This is a genomic window from Leifsonia shinshuensis, assembly GCF_022606355.1.
In the GTDB taxonomy this organism is placed as follows: domain Bacteria; phylum Actinomycetota; class Actinomycetes; order Actinomycetales; family Microbacteriaceae; genus Leifsonia; species Leifsonia shinshuensis_B.
Genome location: NZ_JAHHZQ010000004.1, coordinates 339,360 through 352,454, shown reverse-complemented (window position 1 = coordinate 352,454; position 13,095 = coordinate 339,360). Strand labels below are relative to the sequence as shown.

The window sequence follows — 13,095 nt, the reverse complement described above, 5'->3', positions numbered from 1 at the left end:
AGCACAGAATGCGGGATTCGGCACCGAGTGTCAAGCTGAGGTCGGTGGCAGGATGACATCGTGACCCAATCGATTCTTCTCATCACCGGCACCTCCTCCGGCATCGGCCTGGCCTCGGCGGTCGCCGCCGCCCGCGCCGGCTTCACCGTCGTGGCCACCATGCGCGACCTGAACCGCGCCGACGCCCTGCGCGACGCAGCCGACACCGCGGGTGTCTCGCTCGACCTCCAGCCGCTCGATGTGACCGACCCGGCGTCCGTCGCCGCATGCCTCTCGTATGTGAAGGCGACCTACGGCCGCCTGGACGCCCTGCTCAACAACGCCGGCGCCGGCCACCTCGGCACGATCGAGCTGGAGTCGGTGGACGATGTGCGCGCAGTGATGGAGGTCAACTTCTTCGGCGTGGTCGCCATGACCAAGGCGGCCCTCCCCCTGCTGCGGGCGAGTGGCGGCCGTGTGGTGAGCGTCTCGAGCGTGGGAGGCGTCGTCGGCCAGCCGTTCAACGAGGCCTACTGCGCGGCCAAGTTCGCCGTCGAGGGGTTCATGGAGTCGCTCACCCCGGTGGCGGCGACCGTCGGCGTGCGTGTGACCGTGATCGAGCCGGGCGCGGTGACGACCGAGTTCGTCGCCAACGTCGGCGGTCGACGCTCGGTGGAGGGCACGCCGTACGACGGTGCGCTCCGCGCCTACCTGGAGCGCACCGCCGCCGCGTTCGACCCCGCGGCCGCCCAGACCCCGGAGGGTGTGGCCGACGTGATCGTCGAGGTGCTGACCTCCGAGAATCCGCCGGCCCGCGTGCAGACGTCGGAGGCCGCTCAGCGGTTCGCCGGCGTGAAGCTCGCCGACCTCGACGGCGCGCACGTGCAGGCGGTCACCCGCCACTGGGTCACGGGAGCCTGACGCCGTTCAGCGGCGGCGGGGGCCGACGAGCGTGTAGAGCAACGGAAGCGCTGACACGCTCATCAGCACGATCCCGAGCGGGAGCACGGTCGGCAGCAGCACCGCGCCGGCGACGAGGAGGCTGCCGAACAGCACCGCCCCGATGAGCCGCCGGGTGACCCGCTCCAGGCGGGCGATGCGCTGGTCGAGTCCCGGCGTCTTCACGGCGAAGTCGCCCTCTTCGATGCGCGTGACCACCGTGTCGATCCGCCTCGGCAGCCGCACCGCGACGCCGGCGATCGAGACGGCCTCCTTCAGCGCGTCTTGCACCACGTTGCCGCTCTCGTCCCGCAGCAGCTGCGACGCGTAAGGCTCGATCGAGTCCCACAGGTTGAAATCGGGGTCGAGCGCGCTGCACACTCCCGAGGTGAGCGACATCGCCCGGATGATGAGCAGGAAGTGCTCGGGAAGCTGGAACGGCAGCGAGCGGATGACGTCGCCGAACTGCACGGCGAAGTCGCGGAACTCGCGCTGGTCGACCTCCCGCAGCTCGGCGAACCCCATGCCGCCGAACCGCGCGAACAGCTGCGTCATCGCGCGCTCCAGTTCGCTCGTGTCGGCGCTCGGCAGCAGCACCCCCACCTCGCGCATCGCGTCGACGAGGCCCTTGCCGTTGCGGGAGGCCGCCGCGATCAGCAGCTTGCGGAGGCCGCTGCGCGTGCTGTCGGGCACCTCCCCCATCATGCCGAAGTCGATGAACGTCAGCTTCCACGGGTGCGCGGTGGTCGAGTCCATCGCGTCGGCCGGGTCGGGGACGTGCGGCGTGACGAAGATGTTGCCCGGGTGCGGGTCGGCGTGGAAGAAGCCGTTGGTGAAGAGCTGGTCGAACATCACGGAGGCGAACACCGGGGCCACGTGGGCGGGGTCGATCCCGGCGGCGCGCAGGGCGGCCGCATCGGTGATCTTGATCGCCGTCACGTCCTCCAGCGTCAGCACGCGCCGGGTGGTGCGTTCCCACACCACCTCCGGGTTGGCCACGCGCGGGTCGTGTGCGAAGTCGTCGGCGAACCGCGCGCAGCTGCGGGCCTCGTGGAGGTAGTCGATCTCCTCGAGGCAGGTCACCGAGAACTCTTCGACGAGCGCGGGCATGTCGACCCGGTCGGCGACGACCCGCACGCGTTTGAGCCAGCCGCCCACGCGTCTGAGCGCGGCGAGGTCGACATCGACGATCGCGTCGATGCCCGGCCGCTGCACCTTGACCACGACCGTGTCGAGCCCGGTGTCCTCGCGGTCTGCCTGCACCAGTCGCGCCCGGTGCGCCTGGCCGAGGGAGGCCGCGGCGACGGGAACCGGGTCGATGCTCTCGAAGACGCGCTCCAGCGGCATCCCGAGCTCGCGCTCGGCCAACGCCCGGATGGCGTCGAACGGCACCGCAGGGACTTCGTCCTGCAGCCCCTCGAGCTCTCTCGTGATCTCCGGCGGCAGCACGTCGAGCCGGCTCGACATGAACTGGCCGACCTTGATCATCAGGCCGCCGAGCTCGACCGCGAGGTCGTGGAACCGCCGTGCGAACGCGGTCAGCCGTTTGGTCCGCCCACGCTCGCTGAACCGGCCGAGGCCGATGCGCGGCAGGAAGAGGTCGTACCACCAGATGTGGATGAGGTTGCGCGCCGCGAAACGCAGGATGCGTCGGTAGCGGGCGCGGGTGTCCCCCGCGCCCGCCGTGTTCGCTGTGGCCGGGGCCGCCACCCGGTCAGTCCTGCGCGAGGATCGAGTAGAGCTTGCGGCGTGCGTCCTCGAGGACGGTCACGGCCTCCTTGATCTGCTCGGGCGTCCCCGTGCGGCGCACCTGGGCGGCCGCCTGGGCGAGCGCGACGCCCGCCTTCGGGAGGTCGCCGTCCCACGGGTTGTGGCCGCCGAAGGGGCCACGGTTGCTACCGGCACCGTCGCTCGTGCTGTCGGTGTCCCACGGCGCCGGCCCGGCCTCCTCCGCCGCGGCCTTGCCCTCCTCGGTGAGCGCGTAGGTCTTGCGCCCGTTGGACTCCTCCGCGGTGATCAGCCCCTCGTCGGCGAGCAACTGGAGGGTCGGATAGACCGACCCGGCAGACGGCTTCCAGCTCCCCCCGCTGCGCTCCTCGATCTCACGGATGATCTGATACCCGTGCATCGGCTTCTCGGCGAGCAGGCTGAGGACCGCGGACCGCACGTCGCCGCGCCCCATCCGCGTGCCGACCTTCTTCTCGAACTGCGACCGCAGCTGATCGAACGCCTGCCACAGGTTGTCCGGGTTCATCCCGCCGCCCCAGGCGCCGCCACCGGTGAATGTTCCGCTCATGATGTCCTCCTCGGGTGAGTCGGTAACGATAGTTCACGATATATCGTTCGGGAAGGGAGTGGGAGGGGGTTCGGGGAACTCACATGGAAGTCGAAACGTGCGTGCAGCGCGGGCACGCTGCCTAGTCGTCGACGCCGAAAGCCGCAGAGACCTCGTCGATCGTGAACTGGTTGCGCAGCCGACACGCGGTCAGCGGCACAGCGAAGAAGCCGGTCTTCCACACGCCCTCGGCGAGAGGCCTCGCCACCTCCCACTCCATCGCGACCACGAACTCGCGGGTCTCGTCCGCGGGGTCCTCCGCCGGCGGGTGGGTGTAATCGCCCTGCAGATCGAGGTCGAGGAATCGTGTCGGAACCCCGTCGACCGTGAGGACCGCGTCGTCGGCGGGCACGGCTTCCGCGATCGCGGTGCCGACGGCGACGTACCCTCGCGGCTGTCCCGGAACGAAGACGAAGACCCGTGCGCCGACCGGGATGTTCCGTAGAAGCTGCGAGTAGTACTTTCCGCCCCCTGCCGAGATGAACCCGTACCTGCGGCCGTCCTCCCACGACCGACCGCCGGGTGCCTGGCCGAACGTGGCGTACCAGGTGCGCCCGTCCCACTCCGCGAGCGTGCCGCCCGACGTCGATCTGGGCTTCGGAGTCGCCTGCTGGATCGCGTCGTCGATCAGCCAGGTGCGCGCGAGATACGACCGGCCGTCGTCCTCGAAGAAGCGGAAGAAGACCGCATTGATCGGCACCCCGTGCACGGTGTTCAGGTAGGCGACGATGCGCTCCGTGCTGGTGTCCAGGGCACTCGCGACGACCGTGAGCACGTGCGACGCGTTCACCAGGTCCGGCGGAGCTTCGCCGAACTTCTCGGCGAACGCGGTGTCGAACGCGGTTCCCGGATTCTTGTCCGCGAAGAGGTCGCGAACATCCTGCTGTCCGAGCGTCTGCACCCACGACCCGTAGTCGAGGAGCTGCGCGACGACATCGCGTGGCGTCTTGTCCCGCTTGAGTTCGAGCACGTGCAGAACGCCCTCGCTGTCGATCGCCAGGAGGTCGATGTACTTTCCGTACGCGGTCGGCACCTGCCGGCCGATCAGCAGCACATCGACACCGAGCAAAGACGGGTCGGACTCGATCATCGTCTCCAACCGCGACTCCAGGGCCATCGGGACGGCCTGCAACCTCACCGGCTCCTGATCGACACGCCACAATCCCAGTTCGAGAGCCACTGCAGTCCTTCCTCGAGCGATCGCGATCCGTTGTCCGACCCTACAGCGGGGGGTCGCCCGAACCGGCCGAGCGACGCAGCCTCCCTCCCCCAGTACAGGTGCACCCCGCGCGAAATCCTCACGATTCGATAACGAAAGCGATAGCCTCAGGCGACCCGACACGTTCTCGACGAGGAGCCCGATGAGTCAGTTGCCGCCTCCCGGCTGGTATCCCGATGCCGACAGCCGTTACCAGAGGTGGTGGGACGGTCAGCGCTGGACGGACTCCCTGCAGGCCGTGCCGCTGTCTGCGCCCGTCCTCGTCGCGCCGCGGAACGGTCTCGCCACGGCGGCGCTCGCCGGCGGGATCGCCGCTGCCTCGATCGCTGCGCTCGAGATCGTCACCGCGATGGGGATCGACCCGCTCTCGCTGCTGCTGATGGTGGCCGCCGCCGCCGTCGCGCTCGCGACGGGCATCCCGGGTCTGGTGCGCGCGAATCGCCTGGACCCGCACGTCGGCAGGTCGCGTGCCATCTGGGGAATCGTGCTCGGCGCCGCCGCCATCGTGCTCGTCGCGGCCGCCGTCACCCTGGCGATGATCCTGACGAACGGAGGGGCGACCGGCACGGCCGCGTGACGATCCGCGCCCCTAGTATCCGATGACTCCCGTGAAGTCCGGCGACCCGTCCGGCTTCGCCGGCAGCGGCGTGCCGTTGATGTAGCGCGGCCACTCCAGGCGCAGACCCGCTGTCGGAGTGAGCACGTTCGGGTATGCGGCCGCCGGAGCCGCAGACGCCGGCGCGGCAGACGTCGGCGCCGCATACGCCGGCGCGGCAGACTCGGCCACGACCGGCTGCTCGAAAGCTGCGGGCGCCGGAGGCACCGCCGCCGGAGGCACCGCCGCGGGCACCGGCGCCACCGGCCCCGTGTACGGCGCTCCCTGCGCCTTCGCCGGCTTCGGCCCGAACAGCGAGTACGTCAGCGGGATCAGGATGGTCCCCAGCGCGTCCAGGATCGCGATCGCCCCGACCAGCCTCCAGTACGCCTCGCCGAAATCGACGTGCTGGAACACCAGCGGCGCGGCCAGGCCGACGGTCAGCGCACCGACCAGGATCAGGGTGACGAGCGTGACCTGCGACATGATCGGTCCGGTGAACCTGCGCTGCGTGTTCAGCACCAGGTGGAGGTGCAGGAGGCCGAGGCGGGTGACCGCCACGAGCAGCATCCACGAGAAGAAGCCCCACCACCAGTCGTCCGGCACGGAGCCGTCGAGCGCCGGCGCCCAGATCTTCCAGAGACCGTCGAGCAGCAGGAACGCGGACAGCACGACCGACACCGCGCCGAACCACGGCGCGCGGCGCGCCGACACGTCGGCGTCGTACCAGGAGACCAGTGAGAAGAAGACGAGGAGCGCGATGGTGCCGATCAGCCTCCAGCAGGTCTCGTCCCACCGGCCGATGACCACCGCGTAGACGCCGACGAGCGCGGCCGCGATCAGCGCGCCGATGACGATGCGCGGAAGCAGCTTCCGCACCCAGCCGAAACGATTGAACCCTGCGGACCTGGTCGGCCCGGGTGCGGGCGCGGTGGCTTCTGTCATGACTCCCCGATCTGGTGGCGGCGCGGCGTGCGCCCTGTGCGGCGGCCGCCGGGGCGGTCGACGCGTCGACAGGGGGAGGCTATCGGGAGCCGCGGCGCGCTCGAATCAGTGGAGGTACGGAAATCTCCGACGCCGGCGCGCCCTTATGCCGCCGCCCCCGTCGGGATCCCACCGGCGAACGACGGCAGAACATCGAGGTACGGCTGCCCAGCCGCCAGCTGGTTGAACTGCGCCATCGACGAGATGTGGTGCTTCTGGCCGCCGGAGAGGTAGTAGATCGAACCGTCCGGCGTGCGGATGAACGCCGTCGCGTTGCCGCCCGTGGTGACCGTCTTGCAGAGCGCGCTGTCGAGCTGCACGTACGAGAACGGGTACTGGGCGGCGAGCGACGAGCTCACGGCGTGGATGCTGCCGCCGGCGCTCACATACTTCTGGCTGCCGCAGATCAGGCCGAAGCCGAGCACACCGCTCGACGTCGGATAGCCGCCGAGGGCGTCGTCCGCGACGTATGCGAACTGGGTGAAGCCGGCAGCGACCGCCTGGTCGAAGGAGGCCATCGGGATCTTGTTGGTCAAGCCGTTCACGAGGTAGACCGACGCGTTGCCTGCGGTGCGGGCGGTGAGCCCGGGCAGCAGCGCAGCCGGGCCCTTCGGCAGCGTGTCGATCAGCGGTTGCGGCACGACGGTGATCGCCGGGGCCGAGCCGCCCGACAGCGCGACGAGCGCATCCCAGTTGCTGACCGGCCGGATGTTTCCGGCCACGACGACGTACACGGTGGGGCTCGCGGTCGACATGATCGCCGAACCTGTCGCGATCGCCGGCTTGGCGGTCCACAAGCCCATCACGGCCGACGATGCGACGACCGGCTGGAACGCAGCCCCGCCCAGGCCGGCCGGCCAGGGGTGCACGCCGTCGGAGGCCACGACCTGCACGGTCGACGACCCGCTCTGCTGGATGGCTCCGATGAACGGCGTTCCGGCGGTCAGTCTGGCGATGCTGTCGGGCCGCAGGCTGCCGACGGCCTTCGCGGCGAGGCCGGTCGTCGCCGCGGTGTTGGCGTCGACGGGGGACGCCGTCCCGCCGTTCAGCAACACTCCGCCCGGCGTTCCGGTCTGGGTCGCGTACACGCCGTCCCGCACGACGGGCGCGCCCGTCGGCAGGTAGTTCAAAGCCGTCGCCGTCAGTGTGTTGAACGGTCCCTGGATGCCTGCCTGCTGCAAGGAGGTCGTGTCGAGCACCTCATGCTTCTGCGCGGAGGCCACGTACCACAGGGGTCCGCCGCTCGAGTTGAGCAGCGGCGTCATCCCCGGTCCGTTCACGTAGCGGGCGGCCTGGGCGGACGAGAGCTGCATATACCCGCTCGGGCTGCACGCCCCTCCGTAGGCCTCGACGATGGTGCACGAATCCAGGTGCAGCTTGATTCCGGCGTCGTAGAAGTACATGCCGCCGTCGGGCGCTCGGAAGATGCGGCCGGCGGCCTGCTGCGTCGCGAACTGGTCGAGGAAGGACTGCGGCACGAAGGCCACCCCGCCGAGCGGCGAAAGCGCGTTCAGCGCGACCTGGTCCGTCACGGGGTACTTGTTCGCTCCGGAGACGACGTACACGCTCGGGTTCGTGGCCGTGCGGGCGAGGCTGGTTCCGAGCCCGAGCAGCTGGAGGTCGGTGTAGCTGCCGTTGAACACATCCTGGTCGCCCGGGAAGACACCGGCGTCGGCATACTGCCACATCAGGTAGCTCGACCAGCCGGCCGGGAGCGTGCCGGGGCCGTCCGAGATGCTGTTGGGATAGCGCGCGATGAACAACGGATTGGCGGAGAAGGCGGCGGAGTTGCCCGTGCACTGGCTCCACCAGTTCGTCGTCGAGTAGATCGCGGGGATCCTCCCCGTCCGGGCGAAGATCGTGTTGGAGAAGTCCTGGATCCAGGAGACCATGGCGCCCGCGCTCAGGCCGTAGCAGGTGGCGCCGTACGGGTTGTACTCGATGTCGAGCAGGGGCGGGAGGGTGCGCCCGTCCGCGGTCCCCTGTCCGCCGTTGTTGAGGAACCAGATGGCCTGAGCGGCACCGCTGGAGGTGTTCGGGGTGGCGAAATGGTAGGCGCCGTGCACCAGGCCGGCGTTGTAGGAGTCGTTGTACTGCTCGCTGAACTGGCTGCTGACGTAGTCGGTCGCCTCGGTCGCCTTCACGTAGACGAACCGGCCGCCGTTGGCCCAGACCTGCGCCCAGGTGCCCGCGTTCATCACCTGCCAGCCGCTGACATCGAGGCCCTGGACTCCGGGCGGCTGCCCGGCGGCCAGCGGCGCGGCCAGCTGCGAGAACGATCGCGCCGACGGGTTCGCCGGCGTCGCCGTCGGCTCGTGCGCTGCGATGGTGGAGCCCATGGCGTGGTTGCGCGCCGAGTTCTGCTCGGCGAGCGACGGGTCCTCTGCGACGCCGTTCGTGGCAGGCGGCTGCGTGGTCGGCGCGGGTGACGCGCTGGGCGCACTGCTCGGCGCCGGTGCGCTGCCGGAGGTCGGGGTGCTGCCGGAGCTCGGCACCGGGGTGCTCGTCGCCGGGGTGTTCGCCGTCCCCGCCGGCGGCGTGGGTCCCGGGGTCGCGGCGGTGGCCGCTGGAGCCGTCGTCAGAAGAGCCGCGGTCATCATCAAACCGCTCAAACTGGCCACGGCCAGCCGAATCGCAGAAGGCATGGGCCGTCCCCTCGTGTTTCACCGTTCGCCGGGCAGACTAATACGTCTACATGAATCGTGGTGAAGCGACCCGCAGGAGTGGACGATCTGATACACGACGTTTACCGACCCGCTTCAACGGCGGGAGCCGACGTGGGAAGCTGGAGGACGTGGGCACCCCGACATCGCCTCCGAGCAGGCGGCCGCCCGCGGCCATCATCGTCGCCGGAGGCCGCTCATCGCGGTTCGGCGGCGACAAGCTGAGCGCGCGCCTCCACGGCCGCACCCTGCTCGACGCCACCCTCGCCGCCGTCGCCGGCTGCGAGCCCGTCGTGCTCGTGTCTGCGACCTGCCCGACAGTGGCGGAGGGCGTCGTGACCGTCTCGGAGCACCCGCGCTGGGGCGGTCCCGCCGCGGCGATCGTCGCGGGCGCCGCCGCCCTGCCTCGCGAGGTGGACGAGACGCTGATCATCGCAGCCGACCTCGTGGACCCGGAGGCCGCGGTCGCGGCACTCCTGGCGATCGGTCACGGCGTGCTCGCCGACGAGACGGGCAGAGCGCAGTGGCTGCTCGCACGTGTGCCGGCACGTGCCCTGCACGAGCGGATCGCGCGACTGGAGGCCGAAGGCGCCGCGACGGGGCGGCCTGCGGCCTCCATCACGGGAGAGCTCGGCCTCCCGATCGTTCCGGCGCGCGCCGAGGCGATCGCCGACATCGACCTCCCCGAAGACCTCGACAGGATGAAGGAGCAGCACCGATGACCCCAGAAGAGCTGGAGACGTGGGCGGGAGCCGCCGCACGGCGCCTCGGAGTGGTGCTCGAGCCCGGCGATGTCTCCGCCCTGCTCGACCTGGCCAAGGACGCCGCGCACGGCGTCACGCGTCCGGCGGCGCCGCTCACCGCCTACATCGCCGGCATGGCCGTCGGCGCCGGGCGCACCCTGGACGACGTCTCGCGCGAGCTGCGCGTCGCGATCGCCGAGGGCGCCGAGGCGTGAGTGATCGCGGGAATCCGGCGCCGGATTCCCGCGATTCGTCACGTCTCGGCGGTCACATCGCGCACATGAGGACGACGCCGACGGCCATGCCCGCGATCTCGCCCACGGCGAGGAGGCTCCGAGGGCGGACGCGGCGGATGGGGGACGATGCTCCGCGCGCCACGCGGAGCATCCCCGCCAGCAGCCACGCACTGTAGACGAGATAACCGGCGACGAACGCGAAGGCGATGGCGGCGAGCGACACCCCGTGCGCGTGCGCCGGGACCACTGCGCCGCCGCCGCGTGCGTCCGGCGCCCCGGCCATCCCGAGCGACAACGACACGAGCGCCGCCATCGTCACGCCGCCGAGGGCACGGTGGAGGCTCATCGGCGCCACCCGCCCGTCGCGGCGCTGGAGCGCGAACCCGGCTGAGGCCAGCGAGAGCACGATCGAGACCAGCCCGAGCCCCGGTGCGGCGGAGGCCAGCACGCAGCCGAGCATCGCTAGCACCATGAGCGACGCCGAGATCCACACCCGGCGCGGGCGCGGCGACCCGAGCAGGCAGCACGCGGAGACCGTGGAGGCTCCGAGCGCGCCCACGTCGAGCATCATCAGTGCCCGCAGCTGCACTCGGGGCCGCAGGCCGACCCCGACGAACCCGAAGCCGACGAACCCGAAGCCGTCGAACCCGCCGCCGACGAACCGGACGCGCTGTGGCACGCCGCCGACGTCGATCGCGGGAGGTCGAGCGTGGGATTGCGGTCGAAGAAGCCGTACGGCTTGAGCGAGAAGCCCGCGTAATCGACGGGCATGATCGGCCAGTCCTCCAGGCGCGGGAAGTGCGTCAGTCCGAACGTGTGCCAGACCACGATGTCCTCGCCGTCGATCGGCCGGTCCTGGGCGACGTACGCCGGCAGGCCCGCGCCGCCCGGGTGGAGGTTGACCGCGTAGCCGGCCGCCCACAGCTCCGACGGCTCGTACTGCGTCACCCACAGGTGGTGCGCCGCGAAGCCGGCCCGGCGGCGCTGGTGCGCCTCCTCCGCGCTGAACAGCGCGGGACCCGACTCCGGGTGCAGGACGTACGAGGTCGGCCGCCCGACCCGGTTGGTGCGCTCGGCGCTGCTGATGCTCCACACCCGGCCGACGCTGCCGTCGGCGTCGCGCACCGCGCCGGACTCGGTCTTCAGCCGGGTGACCGTGCGGCCGATGGCGCTCCCCCACGGGTTGGCGTCCGACACCGGGACCCGAGCGACGTCGATCTCGTCGACCGCGTTCGCGACGCCGTCGACCGTCATGTCCAGCCGCGCGCAGAACATGTGCTGGTGCACGGGAGCGCCGAGCCCGGGGGCGAGCGGGGTGGAGTACGGGTCGTCGCCGCCGTCGTGCGCGCCGGTGAAGACGATGCCCGTGGCCTTCGCCTCCACCTCGAAGGTGCCGTCGAGGTAGAAGTAGAAGTAGAACCCGTAGTCGTAGTTGCCGACGGTGGTGAAGAAGGAGACGACCAGGCGGCGCTGGCGGCGGGCCTCCGACGTGTGGGTGAACTCGTCGGTGTGCTTCCAGAGGATGCCGTAGTCCTCCTCGTGGATGCAGATCGCGTTCGCGATGGTGCGCGGGCGGCCGAAGTCGTCGGCGACCACGGCGTCCAGGTAGAAGATCTCGCCCAGGCAGTCGCAGCCGAGCTCGAGGGAGTTGGCGAGGCGGCCGAACTGGTACTCGCCGGCGTCGTAGTAGTTCTGCCAGCCGTGGATCGGGGTCGGGTCGGCGTAGTTGACCACCATCTCGGAGATGGAGGCCCGGTACAGGATCGGCCGGCGCTCCTGCTGGTGGGTGAAGGCGACGTCGTGCAGGGTCAGGCCTTCGCGGCCGTTGAAGCCGACGCGCAGGTCCCAGTTCTCCCAGCTGAGCACGCCGTCGTCGTAGCTGAAGCTGACACCCTCGGGCTGGCTGATCTCGATGGGCTTGAGGGAGGTGCGCAGCGGGCCGGTCACCTCGGGGTCGAGGTAGTCGCCCGACTCCATCGGCACGGTTTCGACCGGCGTCTCGACAAGGCGGATCACCGAGCGCGAGAGCGTGTCGACATGGGCGACGATGCCGTCGATGGGGTGCGCCCAGGGGAGGTCGGACGGGCTCCCCTGGTAGAAGGCCAGCACGCGGAACATGCGGCGGCCCTCCTCGTCGTCGTAGTCGAAGTGGCCGGCGGTGAGCGGACAGGTGCGCACGTTCTCGATGTCGTGGATGCCGCGCCTGGCGAGCGCCGCCGCCCAGCCGGCATCGGCCTTGACGATCTCGTCGACGAGCGCGAACTCCTCGTCGAGCACGGGCGCGGTTCCCTCGGTCGCCGGGTCGAGCTCGCGCGTGCCGACCACGACGCCGTCGGTCACGTCGACGACCGCCTGCGTGACGGCGCCGGTGGCGAAGTCGAGGAGCAGCGTCTCCACCTGGCGGCGCAACGACGCCGCACGCTCGGGGTCGAGCACGTCGCGCTTGTGAGGCTCGTGCAGTAGCACGTAGGTGAACCGGGTGTGCTCGGTGACCAGGCCGGCCGCGGTGAGGACCTCGCGTGCGCGGTCGATCTCGGCGGGCGTGAGCGCCGCGAGCGGGTGGATCGCGGTGGTCGTGGTGGTCGGGATCGTCAGGGACATTGCAGAACTCCTTCGTCATGCTCGGTTATTGACTCTAGCGTCAAAATCCAGCGTGGGGAAGAGACGCCGCGGAAATCGTCGGGCATCATGGAGGGCGTGCCGAAGATCGTCGATCATGACCAGCGCCGCCGCGACATCGTGGAGGCCTACCTCCGGGTCCTCGCGCGCTCGGGCGTCGCCGGCACGCACGGACGGTCCGTCGCCGCCGAGCTGGGCGTCGTCCCCGGCACGCTCTGGCACTACTTCGACTCCGTCGAGCAGATCGCGGAGGCCGCGGCCCAGCGGGGAGTCGCGCGCACGCTGGCGCGCATCGACGAGCGCTCCGGCGATCTCCGCGGGCTCGCAGCCTTGCTCGCGATCGCCGAGGAGATCCTGCCGACCACGGCCGTGACCCGCGAAGAGGCGCGCGTCGTCGTCGCCTTCTGGGGCCGGGTGCTGCCCGACGCCGACACGCGTTCGGCGTTCGGCCGGCCGCGCGAGTTCACCGACCGCACCCGCGTCGCTCTAAGCGACGCCGTGGCCGACGGCGACCTCGTCGCCACGACGCCGGTCGAGCCCCTGGTGCGCCTCCTCGACTCCGTCTACGCAGGCGAGCAGGTCATCTGGGCGGCGGAGTCCGTCGACGACGATCCCCGCCAGGCCCGCCGGTCGTTCGCGACCGCGGTCGCCCCCTGGCTCGGCGAGGCGCTCTCGCCCGCGGCCGAGACGCTCCGCACCTGGCTGCGCTAGCCATCGCTTCCTCACTTCCTCCCGCCACGAGCCGGCGTGTCGCGGGAGGAAGTGAGGAAGCGATGGCTGGGG

At 70.7% G+C, this 13,095-nt stretch carries 13 protein-coding genes; 6 read left to right on the top strand and 7 right to left on the bottom strand.

The window, feature by feature from the left end; all coding sequences use genetic code 11:
• Positions 1-60 precede the first annotated feature (60 nt).
• A complete protein-coding gene (locus tag KNO15_RS17015) occupies positions 61-900 on the top strand; it encodes an SDR family NAD(P)-dependent oxidoreductase (protein WP_241704992.1) in 840 nt (279 codons plus the stop codon).
• Positions 901-906: 6 nt separating this feature from the next.
• Here KNO15_RS17015 and KNO15_RS17010 read toward each other — a convergent pair whose 3' ends face one another.
• The 3 genes from KNO15_RS17010 to KNO15_RS17000 form a co-directional block, all read right to left on the bottom strand.
• The gene (locus tag KNO15_RS17010) at positions 907-2,628 is read right to left on the bottom strand and encodes an ABC1 kinase family protein (protein ID WP_241704991.1); all 1,722 of its coding nucleotides are present in this window, start codon (positions 2,626-2,628) and stop codon (positions 907-909) included.
• A 4-nt stretch (positions 2,629-2,632) separates the two neighbouring features.
• Entirely contained in the window at positions 2,633-3,214 is a 582-nt protein-coding gene (locus KNO15_RS17005) for a PadR family transcriptional regulator (RefSeq protein ID WP_241704990.1), read from the bottom strand.
• 121 nt (positions 3,215-3,335) lie between these two features.
• Entirely contained in the window at positions 3,336-4,433 is a 1,098-nt protein-coding gene (locus KNO15_RS17000; RefSeq protein WP_241704989.1) for an endonuclease NucS domain-containing protein, read from the bottom strand.
• 181 nt (positions 4,434-4,614) lie between these two features.
• Between KNO15_RS17000 and KNO15_RS16995 the strand changes: the two genes are divergently transcribed.
• Positions 4,615-5,049, top strand: a complete 435-nt coding sequence (locus KNO15_RS16995; protein ID WP_241704988.1) for a DUF2510 domain-containing protein — start codon at positions 4,615-4,617, stop codon at positions 5,047-5,049.
• A gap of 12 nt (positions 5,050-5,061) precedes the next feature.
• Here KNO15_RS16995 and KNO15_RS16990 read toward each other — a convergent pair whose 3' ends face one another.
• The gene (locus KNO15_RS16990; RefSeq protein ID WP_241704987.1) at positions 5,062-6,012 is read right to left on the bottom strand and encodes a hypothetical protein; all 951 of its coding nucleotides are present in this window, start codon (positions 6,010-6,012) and stop codon (positions 5,062-5,064) included.
• 143 nt (positions 6,013-6,155) lie between these two features.
• Positions 6,156-8,390, bottom strand: a complete 2,235-nt coding sequence (locus KNO15_RS16985; RefSeq protein WP_241704986.1) for a lysozyme — start codon at positions 8,388-8,390, stop codon at positions 6,156-6,158.
• Here KNO15_RS16985 and KNO15_RS16980 point away from each other — a divergent pair.
• From KNO15_RS16980 to KNO15_RS16970, 3 genes are all read left to right on the top strand, one after another.
• Complete coding sequence (locus KNO15_RS16980) at positions 8,389-8,760, top strand: hypothetical protein (protein ID WP_241704985.1); 372 nt, start codon at positions 8,389-8,391, stop codon at positions 8,758-8,760. The two genes, KNO15_RS16985 and KNO15_RS16980, sit on opposite strands and share 2 nt — an antisense overlap.
• Before the next feature lie 85 nt (positions 8,761-8,845).
• Positions 8,846-9,436 (top strand): NTP transferase domain-containing protein, encoded by a 591-nt coding sequence (locus KNO15_RS16975; RefSeq protein WP_241704984.1) that lies wholly within the window; start codon positions 8,846-8,848, stop codon positions 9,434-9,436.
• Positions 9,433-9,672: a DUF6457 domain-containing protein gene (locus KNO15_RS16970; RefSeq protein ID WP_241704983.1), complete on the top strand. Its 240-nt coding sequence runs from the start codon at positions 9,433-9,435 to the stop codon at positions 9,670-9,672. The genes KNO15_RS16975 and KNO15_RS16970 overlap by 4 nt, the downstream gene beginning before the upstream one ends.
• Positions 9,673-9,724: 52 nt before the next feature.
• Here KNO15_RS16970 and KNO15_RS16965 read toward each other — a convergent pair whose 3' ends face one another.
• Both KNO15_RS16965 and KNO15_RS16960 read right to left on the bottom strand, forming a co-directional pair.
• Entirely contained in the window at positions 9,725-10,372 is a 648-nt protein-coding gene (locus KNO15_RS16965) for a hypothetical protein (protein WP_241704982.1), read from the bottom strand.
• Positions 10,264-12,294, bottom strand: a complete 2,031-nt coding sequence (locus tag KNO15_RS16960) for a primary-amine oxidase (protein ID WP_241704981.1) — start codon at positions 12,292-12,294, stop codon at positions 10,264-10,266. The genes KNO15_RS16965 and KNO15_RS16960 overlap by 109 nt, the downstream gene beginning before the upstream one ends.
• A gap of 96 nt (positions 12,295-12,390) precedes the next feature.
• Between KNO15_RS16960 and KNO15_RS16955 the strand changes: the two genes are divergently transcribed.
• A complete protein-coding gene (locus tag KNO15_RS16955) occupies positions 12,391-13,023 on the top strand; it encodes a TetR/AcrR family transcriptional regulator (protein ID WP_241704980.1) in 633 nt (210 codons plus the stop codon).
• Positions 13,024-13,095: the final 72 nt, after the last annotated feature.